The 20,362-nt window shown below is 71.7% G+C and carries 20 protein-coding genes and 2 tRNA genes; 11 read left to right on the top strand and 11 right to left on the bottom strand.

Annotated features, from left to right (window positions below):
- Window positions 1–50 precede the first annotated feature (50 nt).
- Both ACWEOW_RS07675 and ACWEOW_RS07670 read left to right on the top strand, forming a co-directional pair.
- Window positions 51–122, top strand: a tRNA-Gln gene (locus ACWEOW_RS07675).
- Between the two features lie 90 nt (window positions 123–212).
- Window positions 213–285 (top strand) — tRNA-Glu (locus ACWEOW_RS07670).
- A 4-nt stretch (window positions 286–289) separates the two neighbouring features.
- Here the strand turns inward: ACWEOW_RS07670 and ACWEOW_RS07665 are convergent.
- Both ACWEOW_RS07665 and ACWEOW_RS07660 read right to left on the bottom strand, forming a co-directional pair.
- Window positions 290–2,491, bottom strand: a complete 2,202-nt coding sequence (locus ACWEOW_RS07665) for a bifunctional lysylphosphatidylglycerol flippase/synthetase MprF (RefSeq protein WP_452268583.1) — start codon at window positions 2,489–2,491, stop codon at window positions 290–292.
- Window positions 2,492–2,528: 37 nt separating this feature from the next.
- The gene (locus ACWEOW_RS07660; RefSeq protein WP_452268582.1) at window positions 2,529–3,149 is read right to left on the bottom strand and encodes a MerR family transcriptional regulator; all 621 of its coding nucleotides are present in this window, start codon (window positions 3,147–3,149) and stop codon (window positions 2,529–2,531) included.
- 72 nt (window positions 3,150–3,221) lie between these two features.
- Between ACWEOW_RS07660 and ACWEOW_RS07655 the strand changes: the two genes are divergently transcribed.
- Window positions 3,222–3,719, top strand: coding sequence for a DUF4188 domain-containing protein (locus ACWEOW_RS07655; protein ID WP_452268581.1), 498 nt, complete (start codon window positions 3,222–3,224; stop codon window positions 3,717–3,719).
- Window positions 3,720–3,788: 69 nt separating this feature from the next.
- On the opposite strand, the gene fgd is transcribed toward ACWEOW_RS07655, so the two are convergent.
- The 3 genes from fgd to ACWEOW_RS07640 all read right to left on the bottom strand — a co-directional run bounded on the left by fgd (window position 3,789) and on the right by ACWEOW_RS07640 (window position 6,646).
- Window positions 3,789–4,796: a glucose-6-phosphate dehydrogenase (coenzyme-F420) gene (gene fgd / locus ACWEOW_RS07650; protein ID WP_452268580.1), complete on the bottom strand. Its 1,008-nt coding sequence runs from the start codon at window positions 4,794–4,796 to the stop codon at window positions 3,789–3,791.
- 52 nt (window positions 4,797–4,848) lie between these two features.
- Entirely contained in the window at window positions 4,849–5,763 is a 915-nt protein-coding gene (locus ACWEOW_RS07645; RefSeq protein ID WP_452268579.1) for a L,D-transpeptidase family protein, read from the bottom strand.
- 130 nt (window positions 5,764–5,893) lie between these two features.
- On the bottom strand, window positions 5,894–6,646 hold the full coding sequence (locus tag ACWEOW_RS07640; RefSeq protein ID WP_452268578.1) for an IclR family transcriptional regulator: 753 nt from the start codon (window positions 6,644–6,646) through the stop codon (window positions 5,894–5,896).
- A 142-nt stretch (window positions 6,647–6,788) separates the two neighbouring features.
- On the opposite strand from ACWEOW_RS07640, the gene leuC reads away from it, so the two are divergent.
- From leuC to ACWEOW_RS07625, 3 genes are all read left to right on the top strand, one after another.
- Complete coding sequence (gene leuC, locus ACWEOW_RS07635) at window positions 6,789–8,225, top strand: 3-isopropylmalate dehydratase large subunit (protein ID WP_452268577.1); 1,437 nt, start codon at window positions 6,789–6,791, stop codon at window positions 8,223–8,225.
- Window positions 8,226–8,228: 3 nt separating this feature from the next.
- Entirely contained in the window at window positions 8,229–8,822 is a 594-nt protein-coding gene (leuD, locus tag ACWEOW_RS07630; protein ID WP_452268576.1) for a 3-isopropylmalate dehydratase small subunit, read from the top strand.
- A 283-nt stretch (window positions 8,823–9,105) separates the two neighbouring features.
- On the top strand, window positions 9,106–9,816 hold the full coding sequence (locus ACWEOW_RS07625) for an HU family DNA-binding protein (protein WP_452268575.1): 711 nt from the start codon (window positions 9,106–9,108) through the stop codon (window positions 9,814–9,816).
- Window positions 9,817–9,881: 65 nt separating this feature from the next.
- On the opposite strand, the gene cofC is transcribed toward ACWEOW_RS07625, so the two are convergent.
- Window positions 9,882–10,814 carry a 2-phospho-L-lactate guanylyltransferase gene (gene cofC / locus ACWEOW_RS07620; RefSeq protein ID WP_452268574.1) on the bottom strand — a complete coding sequence of 311 codons (933 nt, stop codon included), beginning with the start codon at window positions 10,812–10,814 and terminating at the stop codon, window positions 9,882–9,884.
- 114 nt (window positions 10,815–10,928) lie between these two features.
- On the opposite strand from cofC, the gene ACWEOW_RS07615 reads away from it, so the two are divergent.
- On the top strand, window positions 10,929–11,726 hold the full coding sequence (locus tag ACWEOW_RS07615) for a lysophospholipid acyltransferase family protein (RefSeq protein WP_452268573.1): 798 nt from the start codon (window positions 10,929–10,931) through the stop codon (window positions 11,724–11,726).
- Entirely contained in the window at window positions 11,723–12,721 is a 999-nt protein-coding gene (locus tag ACWEOW_RS07610) for an NAD(P)H-dependent glycerol-3-phosphate dehydrogenase (protein WP_452268572.1), read from the top strand. The genes ACWEOW_RS07615 and ACWEOW_RS07610 overlap by 4 nt, the downstream gene beginning before the upstream one ends.
- A 51-nt stretch (window positions 12,722–12,772) precedes the next feature.
- Here ACWEOW_RS07610 and ACWEOW_RS07605 read toward each other — a convergent pair whose 3' ends face one another.
- Complete coding sequence (locus ACWEOW_RS07605; RefSeq protein ID WP_452268571.1) at window positions 12,773–13,858, bottom strand: trans-sulfuration enzyme family protein; 1,086 nt, start codon at window positions 13,856–13,858, stop codon at window positions 12,773–12,775.
- Window positions 13,859–13,907: 49 nt separating this feature from the next.
- On the opposite strand from ACWEOW_RS07605, the gene ACWEOW_RS07600 reads away from it, so the two are divergent.
- A complete protein-coding gene (locus tag ACWEOW_RS07600; protein WP_452268570.1) occupies window positions 13,908–15,047 on the top strand; it encodes a D-alanine--D-alanine ligase family protein in 1,140 nt (379 codons plus the stop codon).
- 100 nt (window positions 15,048–15,147) lie between these two features.
- Here ACWEOW_RS07600 and ACWEOW_RS07595 read toward each other — a convergent pair whose 3' ends face one another.
- Both ACWEOW_RS07595 and ACWEOW_RS07590 read right to left on the bottom strand, forming a co-directional pair.
- Window positions 15,148–15,477, bottom strand: a complete 330-nt coding sequence (locus tag ACWEOW_RS07595) for a DUF3515 family protein (protein WP_452268569.1) — start codon at window positions 15,475–15,477, stop codon at window positions 15,148–15,150.
- A 133-nt stretch (window positions 15,478–15,610) separates the two neighbouring features.
- Window positions 15,611–15,844, bottom strand: a complete 234-nt coding sequence (locus ACWEOW_RS07590; protein WP_147063373.1) for an Lrp/AsnC family transcriptional regulator — start codon at window positions 15,842–15,844, stop codon at window positions 15,611–15,613.
- Between the two features lie 258 nt (window positions 15,845–16,102).
- Between ACWEOW_RS07590 and thiL the strand changes: the two genes are divergently transcribed.
- Window positions 16,103–17,068 carry a thiamine-phosphate kinase gene (gene thiL, locus ACWEOW_RS07585; protein ID WP_452268568.1) on the top strand — a complete coding sequence of 322 codons (966 nt, stop codon included), beginning with the start codon at window positions 16,103–16,105 and terminating at the stop codon, window positions 17,066–17,068.
- Between the two features lie 261 nt (window positions 17,069–17,329).
- On the opposite strand, the gene rpmB is transcribed toward thiL, so the two are convergent.
- Together rpmB and ACWEOW_RS07575 are read right to left on the bottom strand one after the other, a co-directional pair.
- Window positions 17,330–17,518, bottom strand: a complete 189-nt coding sequence (gene rpmB, locus ACWEOW_RS07580) for a 50S ribosomal protein L28 (RefSeq protein WP_452268567.1) — start codon at window positions 17,516–17,518, stop codon at window positions 17,330–17,332.
- A gap of 195 nt (window positions 17,519–17,713) precedes the next feature.
- On the bottom strand, window positions 17,714–18,532 hold the full coding sequence (locus ACWEOW_RS07575; RefSeq protein WP_452268566.1) for a fructosamine kinase family protein: 819 nt from the start codon (window positions 18,530–18,532) through the stop codon (window positions 17,714–17,716).
- Window positions 18,533–18,607: 75 nt separating this feature from the next.
- Here ACWEOW_RS07575 and ACWEOW_RS07570 point away from each other — a divergent pair, with 75 nt between their 5' ends.
- Window positions 18,608–20,362, top strand: coding sequence for a DAK2 domain-containing protein (locus ACWEOW_RS07570; protein WP_452268565.1), 1,755 nt, complete (start codon window positions 18,608–18,610; stop codon window positions 20,360–20,362).

The following is a 20,362-nucleotide window of genomic DNA, read 5'->3' as shown; positions in this document are numbered from 1 at the left end:
CGGTTCACCCCACAGAATGGCCCTCGGGCGCGCTGGGGAGTGAAACCCCTTGGGGTATGGTGTAATTGGCAACACTACGGATTCTGGTTCCGTCATTCTAGGTTCGAGTCCTGGTACCCCAGCTCCGGTCCACGCCAGGTGGGCCGATTCGGAGAAATCAAGCCCTCACGGTAAGGTTCTCTCCTGTGCCGAGTCTGCTCGGCACCGCTCACGGCCCCGTTGTGTAGCGGCCTAGCACGCCGCCCTCTCAAGGCGGTAGCGCGGGTTCGAATCCCGTCGGGGCTACGTGTCAGAGCTCCCCGGATCCCCCTAGGGTCCGGGGAGCTTCTGTATGCCGGCGGGCCCGGATGCCGGCCATGGCGAGCTCGCGCATCGACGCGCCCGGCAGGTATGCCGCGGTCAGCGCCAGGCCGATCCGTGGCAGCGCCGCCTCGTCGGGAAACACGAGATGGACTGGCTCGCTGCGCGGTGAGAACTTCTGCTTGAAGCTCTCGAGAGAGCGGAAGCCGTACAGGGGCTCGAGGGCCTCGCCGAGCGTGCCGAGCAGCCGGTCGAGCGGCTCGCTGTCGGCGCCGCCCGCCCCGGCATGTGCCAGCGGTGCACCCGAGAGCGAGACGACCTCGGCGCCGCGGTCCTTGAAGGACAGGCACGCGCTCGCGATGAGGAACTCGGTGACCGGGCGGAAGCCGTCGGGGAGCCGGCGCATGACATCGAGCGTCCAGCCCCGCACGTGACCTCCCGGCGAGTAGACCGGGAGCCAGGACGTGATGCCGTGCACCGTGGAGTCCGCGTCGACGGCGAGCCCGACGACGGTGTCCGGGTCGAGCGCCTCGTCGACGCCGCCGAGCGTGAAGCCCATCTCGGGCAGGCCCTTGTCGCCCACCCACACCTCGGAGATCGCCCGGACCTGGGTGGTGATGCCGCGCGGCATCGAGGCGAGGTGGCCCTCGCGGTAGGAGATGCCCTCCTTGGCGGCCCGGTTGAGCGCCGTCCGCACGTCCTGCCACTTCTTGCCCCGGAACTCGAGCGTGGGCAGGTCGATGATCGCCTCCTCGGCGACGAGGACGTCGCGACGGCCGTTCGCGCGGCCCCAGTCGAGGACCTCGTCGGTGACGGAGAAGAAGCAGCTCAGCTCGCCGGCGGCCTCGCGGTCGTCGGCGAACGCGCCCAGGACCGCCGCTCGAGCGGCCGCGTCGGCGGCAACGGGGTCGCCCAGCCCGATGGCGACGCCCCGGTGTGTCTGGAACGCGAGGTAGCCCGTGGGGACGCCCGCCTGGTCGCGCTGGATGAACCAGTTGTTGTCCGGCCACGTTCCCATCCACGACATCGTCGTCCCGCCATGGGTCTTGAGCAGCTCCACCGCGGCGTCGCGGTCGCTCATCCCCGCCAGCGACTGCGCACGGCCGCGGCGGCTGGGTCGGGCTCGGAAGGCCGAGCGGCCTGCCACGATGACCCAGAGCTGCACGGCCCAGAGCAGGACGTCGACGGCGAGCTGCGGGACCGAGGATGCGACCTGGCCGGCGCCGTTGAGCCGATCGGGGGCGTAGACCTCGAGGAGCAGCAGCAGGATCCCGGAGACGAGCGAGAGGGTCGTGAGCATGCCGGCGAGGTGCCAGACCCGGCGGGACCCCTTGCGCAGCCCGTTCGCCAGGAGCAGCGAGATGGCCGCGCCGAACAGGACAGCCGTCGCGTCGGTGTCGTCGGTCGTCGCGCCGAGCGGGCCGTCGGAGGGCGTGAAGTAGAGCACGACGCGCACGAGGGCGCTGACGACGAACAGGGTGAAGGCCGTGATCCGCCACTCGTGCCGGGTCAGGCGCAGTCCGGGCGGGTTCGGACGGCGCCCGATCAGGACCGGACCGAGGAGCAGCCCGGTCAGGACCGCGAGAAAGTGCTCGAGGTCCCAGAGGACGCCGATGTAGAGCAGGGACAGGACGGCATAAAGGAGCAGGAGCGTCCGCAGCCGGCCGCGCCAGGGCGGCGTCAGGGTCGCGGAGGCGGCGGTGACGGCGCCCAGAGCGCCGGCGCTGAAGCCGACGTCCACCACCTGGGCCAGGCGGTCCGCCCAGTCCCACGTGCCCCGTGACCACAGCAGGAGCAGCAGCGACGACCCGAGTACACCGACGAGGTGGCAGGTGACCGCGGCGACGGCCACGCGGCGGGTGCCGAGCCGCAGCTCGGACCAGCCGATGAGCAGGGCGGCGCCACCGAGCACCGGGAGGTACTGGGCGGGGATCAGCGCGAAGAACGCGCCGGTGACGGGCGTCCACCACAGCCCGGCCTGCAGGCTGGGCAGGCCGTAGGCGACGTCGTCGAGCAGCGGACGATCGTTGAGCGGCGACCACAGCGACTGGGTTGCGACCCCGAGGACGAACATGATCGTCGCGACCGTGACCGTGAACGGGACCCGTCGCAGGAGCCGGGCGAGGCGCGCGAGACGGCCGGCGCCGGCCGTCCGGTCGACGTCGCCCTCCGCTGCCGCGTCGATCGCCACGCCACCCCCTGGCCACGTAGAAGCCGTTGGCGTCAGCCTAGTGGCGATCGAGGCGCTGGCTGCTGACGATCTCCTGGGCCGCTCGGCGCAGCGCGATGATGACAGGGTCGGTCAGCACGTTGCCGACCACGACATAGCGCAGCGCGTCGCCGGGGCTCATGTCGGCGAGCTCGGGCACGACGTCGCTCTGCGCGATCTCCACCATCGCGGCATACCACGTGTCGATCGCGGCGTCGGCCAGCGGCCAGCCCGCGGCCTCCGCGTCGGTGAGTGCGCGGGCCAGCTGAGTCGATGCCGACGAGCTCTCGCAGCGGGGGAGGCCGAGCCGGTCCACCTGCGCCAGGGCTCGGGCGCTCGGCTCGCTCGCCTCCGGCCCGGCGGTCGTCGACCGCAGCACCGCGTGCGCGGTGCCGAGCAGCTCGTGCCTCGTGCCCGGTGGGTCGTCGAGCGCTGCGACGACCTCGCGGACGCGCTCGATCGACAGCCGGCCTACGTCGATGAGGGTGCGGATCAGGCGGACCCGCTCGACGTGGCGCTCGTCGTAGCTGGCTCTCGTCGCGCCCTGGGCCTCGCCGGCCGGGAGCAGGCCCTCGCGCAGGTAGTACTTGAGCGTCGGGATGCTCACGCCGGTCAGGTCGGTTAGCTCGGAGATTCTCATCCGCCCTCCTTCTTGACTTTGGATAGTACCGCTGTCCAAGATTGGATAGTCAGACTATCGAAGGAGCTCGTCATGTCGGCGTCCACCCACACCAGCCACACGCACGACGGCGACCTTGCGGTCTTCCTCATCGGGATGCGGATCAACCACCTCTGGCGACCCGACCTCTGGGGGCCGGTCGTGTCGGCGATGCCCGGCATGATCGCCGAGCTGTATGCCGCCAAGGCCGCCCACGCGCGCGGCGAGGGGCCCGACCTCGGCTTCCTCGAGGCCCGGACGCTCGTCGGGATGCGCGGGCCCACGGTCGTGCAGTACTGGCGCAGCGTCGAGGACATCTACGCCTACGCCAACGACCCGGAGCGGCGCCACCGCCCGGCGTGGGCGGCGTTCTACCGACGCGGCCGCAAGGCCTCCGGCGCCGTCGGAATCTGGCACGAGACATATGCCGTCCCTGCCGGTGCGCACGAGAGCCTCTACGTCGCGATGCCGCCCACCGGGCTGGGCAAGGCGTTCGGGCTCACCGACGACCGCTCCCGTCGCCGGCACGCCCGGCTCCAGAACGCCGCCTGAGAAGGAATCGGAGCATAACGCCTCAAAGGCGGCGCGGCTCGCGCCGCAGCGAAGCGAGGCGCCAAAAGCTCAGCCGAGCTCGCGCAGACCCGGCAGCACGTCGGCCGCGAACTGATCGAGGAACCGTGCCTGGTCGTGCCCGGGCGCGTGGAAGACCACATGGTTGAAGCCCCAGTCGACGTACTGCCGCACCTGGGCGACGGCCTCTGCGGGGTCGCTCGTGACGATCCAGCGCTTGGCGATCTGCTCGTCGCTCAGCTCGTCCGCGAGTCGCTCCATCTCGACCGGGTCCTCGACCCCGTGCTTCTGCTCGGCCGAGAGCGACAGCGGTGCCCAGAACCGCACGTTGTGCAGTGCCTGGTCCGGGTCGCGGTCGTACGAGAGCTTGATCTCGATCATCCGGTCGATGTCCTCCCGAGTGCGCCCGGACTTCTCCAGGCCCTCGTCGACCGCGGGCAGCAGCTTGTCCTCGTAGAGCTCCCGGCCCTTGCCGGACGTGCAGATGAACCCGTCCCCCGACCGGCCGGCATACCGCGCGACCAGGGGACCGCCCGCGGCGACGTACACCGGGACCGGCTCGGCCGGCCGGTCATAGACCGTGGCAGCGTGGGTGCGGTAGTGGTCGCCCTCGAAGTCGACCCGCTCTTCGGTCCACAGCCGGCGCATCAGGGTGACGGCCTCGCGCAGCCGGGCGAAACGCTCCTTGAACTCCGGCCACGGCGACCCGGACGCGCCGACCGCGACCTCGTTGAGGGCCTCGCCGGTGCCGATGCCGAGCACGACACGGCCCGGGTTCAGGGCGCCGAGAGTCCCGAAGGCCTGCGCGACGACCGCGGGGTTGTAGCGGAACGTCGGCGTCATGACGGAGGTGCCGAGCATCACCCGCTCGGTGCGCTCGCCGACCGCCGCGAGCCAGGACATCGCGAACGGCGCGTGGCCACCGTGGTGGCGCCAGGGCTGGAAGTGGTCGGAGATGAAGACGGAGTCGAGCCCTACTCTCTCGGCCTGCGCTGCGTACGTGACGAGCTCACGAGCGCCGAACTGCTCGGCCGACGCCTTCCAACCAACCTTGAGCACGGGAGCTCCTTGTCGCAGTGGGGGAGCGGACCCCGTCAGCCTACGACCGACATCACCAGTGGATGACGACCGCGTCCCCGATCCGGCTCTCGTTGTAGAGGCGCACGATGCCGTCCCAGTCCCGGACGTTGACGCACCCGTGCGACGCTCCCGTGTAGCCCAGCCGGGCGAAGTTGGAGGAGTAGTGCACCGCCTGGCCGCCGGAGAAGAACATGCTGTAGGGCATCGGCGTGTGGTAGAGGTTCGAGATCACGTCGACCTTCTTCTTGTAGACGTGGAACACGCCCTCGCGGGTGGGCAGCTCGTCACTGCCGAACCGCACGGCGAAGCCGTACTGCGGCACGCCGTCGATGACCCACGTGAGCCGGCGGGTGCTCTTGCTGATGCACATGACCCGGCCGACGAGGCACCTCGGGTCGACGTCCCACGAGGTCGAGCCGGCGCTCGGCTCCGGCTTGGGCTTGACGTTCGCCAGCTCGTCCGCCGTCGGACGGTGGGTCATCGACACCAGCTTGTCGTACGTCTTCTCATCGAGCTGTCCCGTGGCCTCGTAGCCACGCTTGGCCTGGAAGCCTCGGACGGCGGCGACCGTCCGCGTGCCGTACCTGTTCGAGACGTCGCCCTCGAACCAGCCGATCTGGCGCAGCCGGGCCTGGAGCGAGCGCACCTTGGGGCCGGAGTCGCCCCGGGCCAGGAGCACTACGGGCGGGGGCGCCGGCGTGGCCGAGGGCGGCGTGGCCGGCGGTGGGGACTGTGGTGGGGTCGTGCTCGGCGGGACCGTCGGCGTGTTGCTGGGCGGGGCGGGCGGCATACTGCTCGGCTCCCCGGGTGGGCTCGTGGTCACCGACCCGTGGCGGACCTGCGTCGCGGCCGCCTGAGAGCCGCCGTCGGCGGTGCACGCGGCAGAGGCCGCGATGACTGCGAGCGCGCCGGTCACCACAACGGCACGCCTGAAAGCTGTCTGCATCCTCGTCCCCCATCTGAACGCGACACCTGAAGTCTGATCGTGACATCGAGAGTGACGCGGTGGGGGCATAAAGGGTTGTCACACGCGGCGGGCGGGGTGACGATCGTGACCGATCCGTTGCCTGGCTGGGTCAGGCGTTCTGCTGTTGCTGCTGCTGTTGCTGCTGCGCGTGGTGGCGGCGCAGCACCTCCGTGAGCTTGTTCGCCCCGGCGACGACGGTCGCCGCGTGGAGCCGCCCCGGCTGGCGCGACAGGCGCTCGATCGGGCCCGAGATGGACACGGCTGCGACGACCCGTCCGGACGGCCCGCGCACCGGGGCCGACACCGAGGCGACTCCGGCCTCGCGCTCGGCCACGCTCTGGGCCCAACCACGCCGACGGACCGCGGACAGCGTCGTCGCCGAGAAGGCCGCACCCTGCAAGCCACGGTGGAGCCGGTCGGGCTCCTCCCACGCGAGCAGCACCTGGGCGGCCGAGCCGGCCAGCATGGACAGCGTGGCACCCACGGGGATCGAGTCGCGCAGGCCCACGGGGCGCTCGGCTGCGGCGACGCAGATGCGCTGGTCGCCCTGGCGCCGGAACAGCTGCGCGCTCTCGTTGGTGTGGTCCCGCAGGGCGCCGAGCACCGGGCCGGCCGCTGCCAGCAGCCGGTCCTCGCCGGCCGCCGACGCGAGCTCGCCGAGACGTGGGCCGAGGACGAAGCGGCCCTGCATGTCACGGGAGACGAGCCGGTGGTGCTCGAGGGCCACGGCCAGGCGGTGCGCCGTGGGACGCGCCAGGCCGGTGGCCCCGACGAGCTGGGCGAGGGTGGCTGGGCCTGCCTCGAGGGCGCCCAGCACGGTGGCCGCCTTGTCGAGTACGCCGACCCCAGAAGAGTTGTCCATGCACTGATATTGACGTCTCAGGCACTGAGACGTCAATCCACTGGGCCCACAAAAGGTCCACGCTTGCGGATGAGCGATGTCGCGACCAGGTCCTCGATGCCGCGCGCGCTCGCCCGAGAGACAGTCACGGCGGAGGGAAGAGATGTCAGGGACACTGGCCGAAAAGGTCTGGGACGCGCACGTCGTTCGTCGCGCCGATGGGGAGCCCGACCTGCTCTACATCGATCTGCACCTGCTCCACGAGGTGACCAGTCCGCAGGCCTTCGACGGGCTCCGGCTCGCCGGCCGCCCGGTGCGTCGCCCCGACCTGACCCTCGCCACCGAGGACCACAACGTCCCGACCACGCCCGGCCCGATCACCGACCCGGTGTCGAAGGTCCAGGTCGAGACCCTGCGCCGCAACTGCGAGGAGTTCGGCGTCCGCCTCTACCCCATGGGCGACGCGGAGCAGGGCATCGTCCACGTCGTCGGCCCTCAGCTCGGCCTCACCCAGCCCGGGATGACGGTGGTCTGCGGCGACAGCCACACCTCGACCCACGGCGCCTTCGGCGCTCTCGCGTTCGGCATCGGCACCTCGGAGGTCGAGCACGTCCTCGCGACGCAGACGCTGCCGCTCAAGCCGTTCCGCACGCTCGCCGTCAACGTCCACGGCCACCTCGCCGACGGTGTCACGGCCAAGGACATCATCCTCGCCGTGATCGCCAAGATCGGCACGGGCGGCGGCCAGGGCTATGTCATCGAGTACCGCGGCGAGGCCATCGAGGCGCTGTCGATGGAGGCCCGGATGACGGTATGCAACATGTCGATCGAGGCCGGCGCCCGCGCCGGCATGATCGCGCCGGACCAGACGACGTTCGACTATCTCGAGGGCCGTCCGCACGCGCCGTCCGGGGCCGACTGGGACGCCGCGGTCGCCGAGTGGACCGCGCTGCGCACCGATGACGACGCCGTCTTCGACGCCGAGGTCGACATCGACGCGTCGGCGCTGACGCCGTTCGTGACGTGGGGGACCAACCCGGGCCAGGGCCTCCCGCTGTCCGAGTCCGTGCCGGACCCCGAGACGTTCGCCGACGAGTCCGACCGCCTCGCGGCCGAGAACGCCTTGGCCTACATGGGTCTCGAGCCCGGCACACCGCTGCGCGACATCAAGGTCGACACCGTCTTCGTCGGCTCGTGCACCAACGGTCGCATCGAGGACCTCCGCGCCGCAGCCGCCGTCGTCAAGGGCCGCACGGTCGCCGACGGCGTGCGCATGCTCGTGGTCCCCGGCTCTGCCAAGGTCCGGCTCCAGGCCGAGGCCGAGGGCCTCGACAAGGTGTTCACGGCCGCCGGAGCCGAGTGGCGTCTTCCCGGCTGCTCGATGTGCCTCGGGATGAACCCCGACACCCTCGCGCCGGGCGAGCGCAGCGCCTCGACGTCCAACCGCAACTTCGAGGGCCGCCAGGGCAAGGGCGGTCGGACCCATCTCGTCAGCCCCCTCGTCGCCGCCGCCACCGCCCTCCGCGGCACGCTGTCCAGCCCCGCCGACCTGCAGACCGCCGACGCTTCGCTGGCGTCCGCCACGACCGGAGAGGCCTGAGCCATGGAGAAGTTCGAGACGCATACCGGCGTCGGGGTGCCCCTGCGACGCAGCAACGTCGACACCGACCAGATCATCCCGGCCGAGTACCTCAAGCGCGTCACGCGCACGGGCTTCGAGGACGGCCTGTTCGCCGCCTGGCGCAAGGACGAGTCGTTCATCCTCAACAGCCCGGTGTATGCCGATGGGTCGGTTCTCGTGGCCGGGCCGGACTTCGGCACGGGGTCGAGCCGCGAGCACGCGGTCTGGGCGCTGATGGACTTCGGCTTCCGGGTCGTCATCAGCTCGCGCTTCGCGGACATCTTCCGTGGAAACAGCGGCAAGCAGGGCCTGCTCACCGCCGTGGTCGCCCAGGACGACGTCGAGCTGATCTGGAAGTACCTGGAGAACAACCCGGGTGCGGAGATCGCCGTCGACCTCGTGAGCCGGACGGTCCGCGCTGGAGAGATCGTGGCCCCGTTCGAGATCGACGACTACACCCGCTGGCGGCTGCTGGAGGGCCTCGACGACATCGGACTGACCCTGCGACACGAGGACGAGGTTGCAGATTTCGAGTTGCGTCGTCCGAGCCACAAGCCGGTGACCACGCCCGCCTGAGAGCCGTCCGCCGGACAACGCCCGGTTTGGGCTGACTCAACGGATCCCGTTGCACTGCAACGGGATCCGTTGTTCGTTGTGCCGAGAGATGCCGGTCGAAGAGTGCCTGACCGACGTCTGAGGGGCGGCCCCCGAGGGGTCAAAGTCCTTGCGACACAATGAAAAACCCCTCCCGAGGTGATGGACGCGCCCACGTCAGCGGCCTAACGTCGTGAGTTAGCCGGACTGGTTCCGGACACATCGTCGGGTCGCCTGACACCGACAGTCCTCTGGAGGGGAAGACGTGAACAAGGCAGAGCTGATCGACGCCCTTGAGGCCAAGCTCGGTAGCAAGAAGGTGGCATCCGACGCCCTCGAGGCGTTCCTCGACGTGGTGATCCGCGAGGTGGCCAAGGGCGGCAAGGTCGGGATCACCGGCTTCGGCACCTTCGAACGCGCCGACCGTGCTGCCCGGACCGGGCGCAATCCCAAGACCGGTGCCACGGTGAGGATCAAGAAGACCCGTGTCCCGAAGTTCCGGTCGGGCACGAACTTCAAGGACATCGTCGCCGGCAGCAAGAAGCTGTCGAAGACCGAGTCCGCCGCGTCGCGTGCTTCGGCCGGGACCGCAACCGCGGCAGCCACGAAGACGGCCGTGCGCAAGACGACCACCAAGGCTGCCCCGGCCCGCACCGCGGCCGCGGCGAAGAAGACGACGGCGACCAAGGCCGCCCCGGCCCGCACCGCGGCCGCGGCGAAGAAGACGACGGCGACCAAGGCCGCCCCGGCCCGCACCGCGGCGGCAGCCAAGAAGACGACGGCGACCAAGGCCGCCCCGGCCCGCACCGCGGCCGCGGCGAAGAAGACGACGACAACCAAGGCCGCCCCGGCCAAGACTGCCGCGAAGTCGACCGCGAAGAAGACGACGGCACGGGCCACGACCGCCAAGACGACTGCCGCGAAGAAGACCACGACCGCGAGGAAGACGACCGCCAAGAAGACCGCGGCTCGCTGAGCGCCGCCCGCTGGGTCGAAGGGTCACGGGCCGGACAACGATGCCGGCCCGTGACTCCGGGCGCTCTAGCGGATCGCCTGCCCGGTGCCGATCCCGACGATGCGCATCGCGACGACGAGGTCGTCGACGACGTCGATGGTGAGGCGCTGGCCGACGCGAAGGTGGCGCAGGCCGCTCGACTCGAAGGCCGGTGCCGAGAAGTGCAGCTCGACGCCGTCGTCGCGCAGCACGCTGCCGGAACGCGTCTCGGGGTCGAAGCGGTGGACGGTCGCCTGCATGGCTCTGATCCAACCAGATGCGCGGTCCTGCAGGACCGACAGCGTCGCCCGACCCAGGCCGAGCGCGTTGGCTGCGGCGAGGCTCCTCGCGTCGTCGACGTCGGTGCGCAGCCGCGGCAGCGCCAGGTCGAGGCGCGACGCCCCGTCACGCTCGTGCTGGGCTGCGCTGAGATGCCCGAACCTCGGGGTGAACCCGGTCCCGGATCGCAGGACGGTGCCGGTGCCGTCCGCATCCGGCACGAACGCCTCGTCGTGCCGCCCCGCAACGACCAGGGCCGTGCGCAGCGACCAGGCGTCGAGCGCCGGAAGGTCGCCGAGCAGCGCGGCCACCCGGGCTCCCTGCCCGGCCTGCTGCATACCTGCGGTGATGGCGCCGTTGAGCCCCGTGCCCGGCTCGGGCACGACGAGTACTCCGCGCTCGCGCCACTCCCGGTCCAGTGCCGTGTCGGCCGTCACGAGGATGACCTGCGGCGCACCCACGGCCGAGACCACGGCCTCGAGGGTGTCGGTCGCGATCGCATGGCTCAGGTCGGCACGGTCGCGCCCGACGGCTCGTGCCAGCCGCGACTTGCCGTGGCGCGTGTCCTTGACCGGGACGACGACGTGCCACCTCTGGCCAGGGCCGTCGCCGGCACCCGGCGAGGATCGCTCGGGCGCGGTGGGAGAGGATGCGCTCGAGCGCGCGGCCGCGCTCGACGGGACGGAAGGGGGAGTCGACATGCTTGCGCAATCGTCCCACTCGGATCGGGCGTGCTCGACACCGCGCCGCGAGGTGGACAAGATGATGCCCAGCCACGTCGACCGGCGTGTGCACGACGAAGAGGACGTGACAACGTGACGGGTGCCCGCCGGAGACGACTCCCCGGTGCCTACCGGCTCGCCGCCTTCCTGCTGCGCCCGCTGTTCATGGTCCTGACCAAGCGTGACTGGCGCGGTGCCGAGAACTTCCCCGCCGAGGGCGGCTTCGTCGTCTCGCCCAACCACATCTCGTACGCCGACCCGATCCCTTTCGCGCACTTCCTTTACGACAACGACCACGCGCCCTACTTCCTCGCCAAGGACAGCCTCTTCACGATTCCTGTGGTCGGCTGGGTGGTGCGCCGCTCCGGGCAGATCCCCGTCTACCGCAACTCGGCAGCGGCGGCGAGCGCCTACCGTGCGGCGGTCGATGCCGTGAGAGCCGGCAAGGCCGTCGCGATCTTCCCCGAGGGCACCATCACCCGCGACCCCGACCTGTGGCCGATGCGCGGCAAGACCGGTGCTGCACGGGTCGCCCTCGAGACGCAGTGCCCGCTCATCCCGGTCGCCCAGTGGGGCCCTCAGGAGATCCTGTCGCCCTACGGCCACCGGCCCTCGCTCTTCCCGCGCAAGACGATGCACATGATCGCCGGCCCGCCTGTCGACCTGAGCGACCTCTACGGGCAGCCCATCGACGCGAAGGTGCTCCGCGAGGCGACCGACCGGCTCATGGACCGGATCACCGGCCTGCTCGAGCAGATCCGCGACGAGAAGGCTCCGGCGGACCGGTTCGACCCGCGCAGGCACGGCGTGGCCGAGATCGGCGTCCCCGTGAAGCACGAGGACATCGGCCGCGAGACGAAGTCTAGGATCCACAGGAGGGGGCGATCATGACCCACGTCGCGGTCATGGGCAGCGGCAACTGGGGCACGGCCTTCGCCGCGATCCTCGCTGACGCCGGGTGCACAGTGACGATGTGGGGTCGCCAACCCGAGCAGGTGGCGAGCATCAACGCCGGCCGCAACGAGTTCTACCTTCCCGAGCTGGAGCTGCCGCCCTCGATCCGCGCGACGACGGACCCGCGGGAGGCCGTCTCCGCGGCAGATCTGGTGGTCCTCGTCGTGCCGTCGCAGACGTTGCGCGACAACCTGACCCAGTGGGGCGCGGCAATCCCGTCGGAGGCGCCGGTGGTGTCGCTGATGAAGGGGGTCGAGCTCGGCACGACGATGCGGATGAGCGAGGTCATCGCGGAGGCGGGGGGAGTCGAGGACGACCGGGTCGTCGTCGTGTCCGGCCCGAACCTCGCGCCCGAGATCGCCCGGCGCCAGCCGGCTGCCGCGGTCGTGGCGTGCCGCGACATGGCGACCGCCGAGCGGGTCGCGACGGCCTGCGCGACGCCGTACTTCCGGCCCTACACCGACAACGACGTCATCGGTGCGGAGGTCTGCGGCGCGACCAAGAACGTCGTGGCGCTGGCCTCGGGGATGGCCGAAGGGATGGGCTTCGGCGACAACACCAAAGCCACGATCATCACCCGCGGGCTGGCGGAGACCACGCGGCTCGGCCTCGCGCTCGGCGCGCACCCGCAGACCTTCATGGGCCTGGCCGGCGTCGGCGACCTCATCGCGACGTGCATGTCGCCGCTGTCGCGCAACCACTCGTTCGGGGTGCGCCTCGGGCGGGGGATGTCGGTCGCCGAGGCGACCGCTGAGCTGCGCACGACGACCGAAGGGGTCAAGTCGTGCGAGTCGATCCTCACCCTCGCCGGCCAGCACGGCGTGGACATGCCGATCTGCGAGCAGGTCGTGGCGGTGATCCGAGACGGCCACCCGGCCACCGAGGTCGGGCCGCGGCTGATGTCGCGCGACCTCAAGGCCGAGAAGCGCTGAGCCTCCGAGCGACCGGCTCTCCAGGGGGCCCGGCTCTCCAGGGTCTGGGCGTCAGACGGCGCGCAGGGCCTGGTCGAGGTCCGCCCAGAGATCCTCGACGTGCTCGATGCCGACCGAGAGGCGCAGCAGGTTGTCTGGGACGTGCTCGGACTCGCTCGGGTGGCGCCGCCGGCGCTCGATCTGTGACTCGACCCCGCCGAGGCTCGTCGAGTGCAGCCACAGCCGGGTCGCGTCGCACACGCGCTCGGCGGCCTCGAGGTCTCCGGCGACGTCGATGGACAGGATCGCGCCGCTGCCGGGGTAGCGGACGCGCGCGACGCCAGGGTGGGCCGCGAGCCGCCTGGCCAGCTCGGCGGCGTTCGCGCAGGCGCGCTCGAACCGGACGCCGAGGGTGCGCAGCCCACGCAGCGCGAGGTAGACCTCCAGCGGGCCGGCGATGGCGCCGTGCAGCGTGCGGTGCCGCAGCAGCTGCTCGCCCAGGGCCCGGCCGCGCTCGGTGTCGGCGACGACCGTTGCGCCGAGCACGACGTCCGAGTGGCCGGAGAGGTACTTCGTGACGGAGTGCACCACGACGTCCGCGCCCAGGTCGAGCGGCCGGCAGAGCAGCGGCGTCGACAACGTGTTGTCGACGACGCTGGTCACGCCGAGCTCTCGCGACCGCGCCAGCACGACGGACAGCTCGATGACGTCCATGAGCGGGTTGGTCGGTGACTCCAGCCACAGCAGGTCGGCCGACTCGAGCGCGTGGAGGAATCCCGCGGTGTCCGACGCGTGGAGCCGGACGACCGTGCCGCCGGCCTTCTCGAAGGCAGCGAGCAGGTCGCCTGTGCCGTTGTAGGTCTGGTCAGGGACCACGATGGTGCCCCGAGCGTCGACGAGCGACATGGCGGCCGAGATCGCGCCCATGCCGGAGGCATGAACCAGGGCGCGTCCGCCCTCGAGACCGCCGAGCGCCGCCTCGAACGCGTGCCACGTCGGGTTGCCCGAACGGGCATAGCTCACCGCGCCGTCAGCGGCATACGTCGACGTCAGCTCCACCGGGACGTTCACCGACGCGCCGGGCGCGCGCTCGGGTCGGCCCGCCGCGACGAGGAAGGTGTCGACGTGGAGCCGGCCTGCTTCTGCTTCGGTACCCACCTCGCCAGCGTACGAGCGGGCCTGTGGGCTCGGGATAGAGTCTCGTCTGATGACCACGGACCAGCCCCTGCCCGACCAGCCGAGCCGCCGCCCGCGCGTCGCCATCGTCTTCGGAGGACGCTCCTCCGAGCACGCCGTCTCGTGCGCCACCGCCGCCGGAGTGCTGCGCGCCATCGACCGGACCAAGTACGACATCGTCCCGGTCGGGATCTCCCGCGACGGCCAGTGGGTGCTCGTGGCCGACGACCCGTCGCGTTTCGAGCTCACCGCCGGCCGCACCCCGGAGGTCGAGGCCGGGCGCTCGCAGGTCGTGCTCCCACTGTCGACGCGTGAGTCCTCGCTGACCGTGCTCGAGGCCGGCCGTCCGCCGGAGGAGCTCGGGGAGGTCGACGTCGTCTTCCCGCTGCTGCACGGCCCGTTCGGCGAGGACGGCACTCTCCAGGGCTTCCTCGACCTGTCCGACGTGCGCTACGTCGGGTCGGGCGTGTTCGCCTCTGCGGCAGGCATGGACAAGCACTACATGAAGGTGGTCTTCGCGGGTCACGGCCTGCCCGTCGGGCCGTATGCCGTCATCACCGACCGCGCGTGGCGCACCGACCGCGTCGCCGCGATGGACGCGTGTGCCGGTCTGGCCTACCCGCTCTTCGTCAAGCCCGCGCGGGCCGGGTCGTCGATGGGCATCACGAAGGTGGATCACCCCGACGACCTCGAGGCAGCCGTCGAGACGGCTCGCGAGCACGACCCGAAGGTCCTCGTCGAGGAGGGGATCGCGGGGCGTGAGCTCGAGTGCGCCGTGCTCCAGGGACACGGCACCGACGGTCCGCGCACGTCACACGTCGGCGAGGTCGCGGTGCACGCCAACCACGCTTTCTACGACTTCGAGGCCAAGTACCTCGCCGAGGCCGACGTCGACCTCAGCTGCCCGGCCGAGGTGCCCGAGGAGATCGGCAAGGAGGTGCGCCGGCTGGCCGCCGAGGCGTTCGAGGCGCTTGGCTGCGAGGGCCTGGCCCGCGTCGACTGCTTCTACACCGACGACGGCCGCGTCGTCATCAACGAGATCAACACGATGCCGGGCTTCACGCCACACTCGATGTACCCCAGGATGTGGGCGGCCACGGGCCTGGCGTATCCCGACCTCATCGACGAGCTGATCTCGCTGGCGCTGGAGCGCCGCACCGGCCTGCGCTGACCCCCGGCCCCAGACCGCAACACACCCGGAAACCGGCAGCTCGTCATAGGTGCACCCATGCGGAGCAGCCGGTTTCCGGGTGTGTTGCCGGGAGCAGGGGTCAGGAGCAGCGGTGGCCGTTCTTGGGCAAGGCTCCCGCGACCTGGCTGAAGGCCGGCAGCAGCAGCGGCACCGGACCGTACTCGCCCGGAGCGAGCACCTCGATGGCGGGGTCGCGTCCGAACGTCGTCGCCGCGGAGCCGTCGGTCAGGCGGCGGACCACCCAGTCGACCCCGTCGACCGTGACGCACTCCTCGGTCGTCGGGCCCAGCGCGTCCAGGCCGCACCGCGCGATGATCGCCGGGTCCCCCCAGGCCGCCACCGACGGTGACTCGGGCTGGGTGTCCACGCGCGCGTAGCCGCTGACGTGCGCAGGCCAGGCGACAGACATGCACACCGGTGCGGAGGCCTGCGGCGCGAGCGCGACCTCCGGGGCGTGGCTGCACGCGCTGAGGGCCGCGGACAGCGCGACGGCGGCGCCGGTGAGCGCCGCCGTCGAGCGGGATCGTGTGGTCAGGACAGCCTCAGACGTGCACGACCGTGCAGGTGAGGGTACGGGTGATGCCCGGGACGTCCTGGAGTTTGGCGATGACGAGGCGACCGAGGTCGTCGACATTCGCGGCCTCGACCCGCGCAATGACGTCGTAGGGCCCGGTCACGTCCTCGGCCAGAGTCACGCCCGAGATCCCTGCGATCTGCTCCGCCACGCTGGCGGCCTTGCCGACTTCGGTCTGAATCAGGATGTAGGCCTGAACCACGTGTCACCTCACTGTGTTGGACGATCGACTGTACGGATCTGACGAGCGCTGACGGGACCGGCAGCCCAGGGACGCCGGCGTTGACCGGCTGGACCCAGTGTGACTGCGACCGTGCCCTGACGCTACCTTGCCATGGGACCTCTCGTCCCCGGGACACGTGGCCGTTCGGCTGCCTTGTGGCGCCAGCGAGCCCGTCGCGCGCTCGATGAAAGGAACTGATCGGTGCCGAACCGCAGCAGGGCGTCGCGGGGACCGATGATGACCGAGGGCACGCCGCTGCGCGAGCTCGACGAGGAGCAGGTGCTCGCAGCCATCCTGCCGCTCTTCCCGCAGGCCGAGGGCGTCGACGTCGCCCCCGGAGACGACGCTGCCGTGCTCCGCACGACGGACCGGACGATAGCCACGACCGACACCGTCGTGCTCGGCCGCGACTGGCTCGACGCGTGGTCCTCGGGAGCCGACATCGGCCACAAGGTCGTCGCCCAGAACCTCGCCGACGTCGCCGCGATGGGGGGCCGCTCCACGGGGGTGCTCGTCACGCTCGTCGCGGATCCGGCGCTGTCGCTGGAGTGGGCGCTGGACCTGTCTCGCGGCATTGCCGACGCCTGCGTCAACGCGGGCGTGTCGGTGCTCGGCGGGGACCTGTCGTCTGCGCCCCCCAGCGTCGTCATGGTCTCGGTGACCGCGCTCGGGCGGCTCGACGGCCAGCCGGTGCTGCGGTCGGGGGCGCGGCACGGTGACGTGCTCGCCGTCAACGGCTCTCTCGGGCTCGCCGACGCGGGCCTGCGTCTGCTCCAGGCGGACCAGGCCGAACGGCATCCCGCCGCCGTGGAGCGGCAGCGCCGTCCTCGACCGCCCCTGTCAGCGGGTCCTGAGGCCGCAGCGGCCGGGGCCTCGGCCATGCTCGACCTCAGCGACGGTCTGCTGCGCGACGGGCGCCGGATCGCCCGCGCGAGCGGTGTCGTCATCGACATCGACCCGTCCCAGATCGCCTCGGACGTGGCCGAGCTCGCCGGCGTGCTCGGCGCCGAGGTCGCGCTCGACTGCGTGCTCGCGGGCGGCGAGGAGCACTCGCTGTTGGCCACCTTCCCTCCGGGACGGATGCCGCGTGGCTGGCGACCGATCGGTCGCGTCCGTGCGGTGGCGCCCGGGGAACGGCCCGGGATCGTCGTCGGGGGCCGGGAGGTCACCCACCTCGGGTGGGACCACTTCCGCACGACCTAGCCCGCAGACCCTGACCTCCGGAGCACCTCCCCAAGCCCACCGACCGCGCCCATGACCCCGGCAACACACCGAGCACCTGCAAACTTCTGCGGTTATTACCGTCGAAGTTTGCAGGTGCTCGGTGTGTTGCGCAGAGAAGGGCGGGGGCTGGGTCGGCGGGTCGGCGGGTCGAGGGGTTCAGGCCGCAGCGGACACCGACGGGATACGACAAAGGCCGGCACCCCGCGAGGGGGACCGGCCTTCAGCGTTGGTGCGGGACGCTCAGCGAACGACCTTGCCCGCCTTGAGGCAGGAGGTGCAGACGTTGAGCCGCTTCGGCGTCACACCGTCGACCAGCGTGCGGACCCGCTGGATGTTGGGGTTCCAGCGGCGCTTGGTGCGGCGGTGCGAGTGCGAGATGTTGTGGCCGAAACCCGGCCCCTTGCCGCAGACGTCGCAGTTGGCAGCCACGGATAGCTCCTGAATGATCGATGTTGACGAAGTGCTGGTGCTCCGCCTCGGGCGAAGGTGGGCACGCATGTGGACACGCCTCACCCCGTGATGCACGAGGGGAACCGGTCAAGAGTAGCCGACGTGGCGTCCGGACGACAAAACGGCCCTCCGGGCGCGGAGCGCCGGCTCCAGCGCCCCCCGCGGTGCGGCCGGTCAGAGAAAGGTCCTCGCCGCCTCGACGAGCTGCGCGGCATACGCAGGGCCGTGGGACGCGGCATGGGTCGCGAGCGGGTGCAGCTGGTGCAGCTCGATGAGGGCACGCCATCCCCGCGCAAGCTCGGCGGCCTCCTCGTACGCGGCCCTGATCCGGTCGAGCCCCGGGCAGCCGAAGAGGGCGAGCATGGCGAGGTCGGTGAGGCCGTGGCCGCCGTGCGCGGCCGGGTCGATGAGCACTGCGCCCTCGGTCGTGAAGACGACGTTGCCGGACCACAGGTCGCCGTGGATCCGGGCGGGTGGGCGGTCGTCGTCGAAGTCTCCGGCGGCGACGCGGTCGCAGACCCGCTCGACGATCCGGGCCCCGGACACGTCGAGATGGCCTCGCTCGACGGCCCGCCGCACGAAGGGCCGCACGCGCTGCTCCGCGTAGAACAGGCCCCAGGTGGCGGTCGGCTCGTTGGGCTGGCTCTGCCGACCGATCCAGGCAGGGCCCGTCCAGCCTGGCGGCGGAGCCCCGAAGGCCGGCGCACCCATGCCATGGGTGACAGCCAGGCCCCGGCCCAGCGACTCGGCGGCCTCGAGTGTCGGACGCGAGGGGTGCAGCACGGCCAGGTCGAGGTGGTCGTCGGCCTCCGCCTTCACGTCCACCACGCGCGCGCCGCCGCGAGAGATCGCCTTAGCAAGCCAGCGCAGCCCGGCCGCCTCGACTGCGAAGAAGCCGGGAGGTGCCCCTGCCCAGGACTTTCGATGAACGGCAGTGGCGGAGCTCGACACAGCTCCAACGTAGCCGGGCACGACGCCCGGCGCGCGTTGCATGCGACCGTCTGGGGGAGGCGCTAGCCTTGCCGAGCGTCGGCGAGCCCGTACGCACAGCACGACGCAGGAGGTCCGATGCCCGGCGCAGCGCCGTTGCCCGAGGGTGCGCTCACGCGCCTCGACCTCGTCGCAGTGCGTCGCTGGGCCGTGCTCACCCGGTCGCTCTTCGCGGCCCGCCGCGCCGAGATCGACGCGCTCAACGTCTTTCCCGTGCCCGACGGCGACACCGGCACGAACCTCTACCTCACCTTCGACGGCGCCGTCGAGCGCACCCTCGCCGAGGGCGGCGCTGCAACCGCCGACGCGCTGCTCGCGACCTTCGCCCGGCACCTGTTGTGGACCGCACGCGGCAACTCCGGCGTCATCCTCAGCCAGCTCGCTCGCGGGCTCGCCGAGGGCTGCGCCGGCTCCGACGAGATCGACGGACGCCTTCTCGCCACCGGGCTCCGGCGCGCCGAGCAGCGCGCCCGCGAAGCCGTGACCGACCCCAAGGAGGGCACGATCCTGACGGTCGCGCGGGCCATGGCCGAGGCGGCCACAGCGGCCGACCAGGCAGCGCGCGAGGCCGACGGCGGCATACCCAGCGTGTATGCCGTCTCGCTCGCCGCGCTCGAGGCGTCCCGAGCGGCGCTCGAGCGCACGCCCGAGCAGCTGGAGGTGCTCGCCCGCGCCGGGGTCGTCGATGCCGGAGGCGCGGGGCTCGTCGTGCTCCTCGAGTCGCTCGAGCGGGTCTGCGCAGGCCAGCGGGCGCGTTCCGACCTCGGCGACTCGGACCGTCGGTCCCGGTTCCGTCCGAGCCCGCAGAGTGCGGCACTGTCGGCAGCCCTGGGAGCGGCGCACGCTGCGGGAGCGAGCCGGTCGGGCGACGGGACGGGCGAGTCCGGCAGCCCCGAGTTCGAGGTCATGTACCTGCTGCGAGACTCCGACGAGCAGGCCGTCGCAGCGCTGCGCGACCGGCTCGTCGCGCTGGGCGACTCCGTGCTCGTCGTCGGCGGCGAGGGGGAGTGGAACGTCCACGCCCACGTCGACGACGCGGGCGCCGCCGTCGAGGCGGGGGTCGAGGCGGGTCGTCCGCACCGGATCCGCATCACGCACCTGGTCGAGGACCAGCACCTCCGCCAGGCCGCAACGGTAGGGGAGGTCCAGCCGGCCGAGCGGGTCGCGTCAGGCGTGGTGGCATGTGCTGCCGGCGCCGGGCTCGAGGCCCTCTTCGAGACCGCCGGTGCCGTCGTCGTCGCATCGGGCCCGGGCCGCCGCGCATCGACCGGCGGCCTCATCGCCGCGATCCGCGAGCAGCACGTCCGCGGGGCAGCCGGCGTGGTGGTGCTCCCCAACGACGGCGACACGCTGCTGGCCGCCGAGGCGGCGGCTCGAGCGACGGCCGACGACGGCATCGAGTCGCACGTCGTCCACGTCCGCACGGCGGTGCAGGGCATCGCCGCGGTCGCGGTCTTCGAGCCGTCCGCACCGGCGTCCGCCAACGTCCTCGCGATGCAGGCGGCCGCCTCCGCGACCCGCCACGGCGCGGTGACGGTTGCCAACCGCGCGGCGCTGACGAGCGGTGGCCCGTGCCAGGCGGGCGACGCCCTCGGGGTGGTCGACGGCGACGTGGTCATCGTCGGCTCCGACCAGCTCGACGTCGCCCGCGAGGTCGTGCGGCGCCTGCTCGCCAGCGGTGGCGAGCTCGTCACGGTGGTCGCCGGGATCGACGCCCCGGACGGCCTGCTCGACGCCGTGACGAGCGAGGCGAGGCGGGCGCACCACGGCATCGAGGTGTCGCTCATCGACGGCGGCCAGGCGGTGTACACCGTCCTGCTGGGGGTGGAGTGA

Source organism: Monashia sp. NPDC004114, from assembly GCF_053603855.1.
Note: the sequence above shows the minus strand (reverse complement) of the source record. Positions and strands in the feature narration are given on the sequence as shown.

Bases quoted from the DNA above. Each gene is read 5' to 3' on its own strand.
- ACWEOW_RS07660 (WP_452268582.1), bottom strand. From the start codon at position 3,149: ATGAGAATCTCCGAGCTAACCGACCTGACCGGCGTGAGCATCCCGACG.
- ACWEOW_RS07655 (WP_452268581.1), top strand. From the start codon at position 3,222: ATGTCGGCGTCCACCCACACCAGCCACACGCACGACGGCGACCTTGCG.
- ACWEOW_RS07645 (WP_452268579.1), bottom strand. From the start codon at position 5,763: ATGCAGACAGCTTTCAGGCGTGCCGTTGTGGTGACCGGCGCGCTCGCA.
- ACWEOW_RS07640 (WP_452268578.1), bottom strand. From the start codon at position 6,646: ATGGACAACTCTTCTGGGGTCGGCGTACTCGACAAGGCGGCCACCGTG.
- leuC (WP_452268577.1), top strand. From the start codon at position 6,789: ATGTCAGGGACACTGGCCGAAAAGGTCTGGGACGCGCACGTCGTTCGT.
- leuD (WP_452268576.1), top strand. From the start codon at position 8,229: ATGGAGAAGTTCGAGACGCATACCGGCGTCGGGGTGCCCCTGCGACGC.
- cofC (WP_452268574.1), bottom strand. From the start codon at position 10,814: ATGTCGACTCCCCCTTCCGTCCCGTCGAGCGCGGCCGCGCGCTCGAGC.
- ACWEOW_RS07610 (WP_452268572.1), top strand. From the start codon at position 11,723: ATGACCCACGTCGCGGTCATGGGCAGCGGCAACTGGGGCACGGCCTTC.
- ACWEOW_RS07600 (WP_452268570.1), top strand. From the start codon at position 13,908: ATGACCACGGACCAGCCCCTGCCCGACCAGCCGAGCCGCCGCCCGCGC.
- ACWEOW_RS07595 (WP_452268569.1), bottom strand. From the start codon at position 15,477: ATGTCTGTCGCCTGGCCTGCGCACGTCAGCGGCTACGCGCGCGTGGAC.
- thiL (WP_452268568.1), top strand. From the start codon at position 16,103: ATGACCGAGGGCACGCCGCTGCGCGAGCTCGACGAGGAGCAGGTGCTC.
- ACWEOW_RS07575 (WP_452268566.1), bottom strand. From the start codon at position 18,532: ATGCAACGCGCGCCGGGCGTCGTGCCCGGCTACGTTGGAGCTGTGTCG.
- ACWEOW_RS07570 (WP_452268565.1), top strand. From the start codon at position 18,608: ATGCCCGGCGCAGCGCCGTTGCCCGAGGGTGCGCTCACGCGCCTCGAC.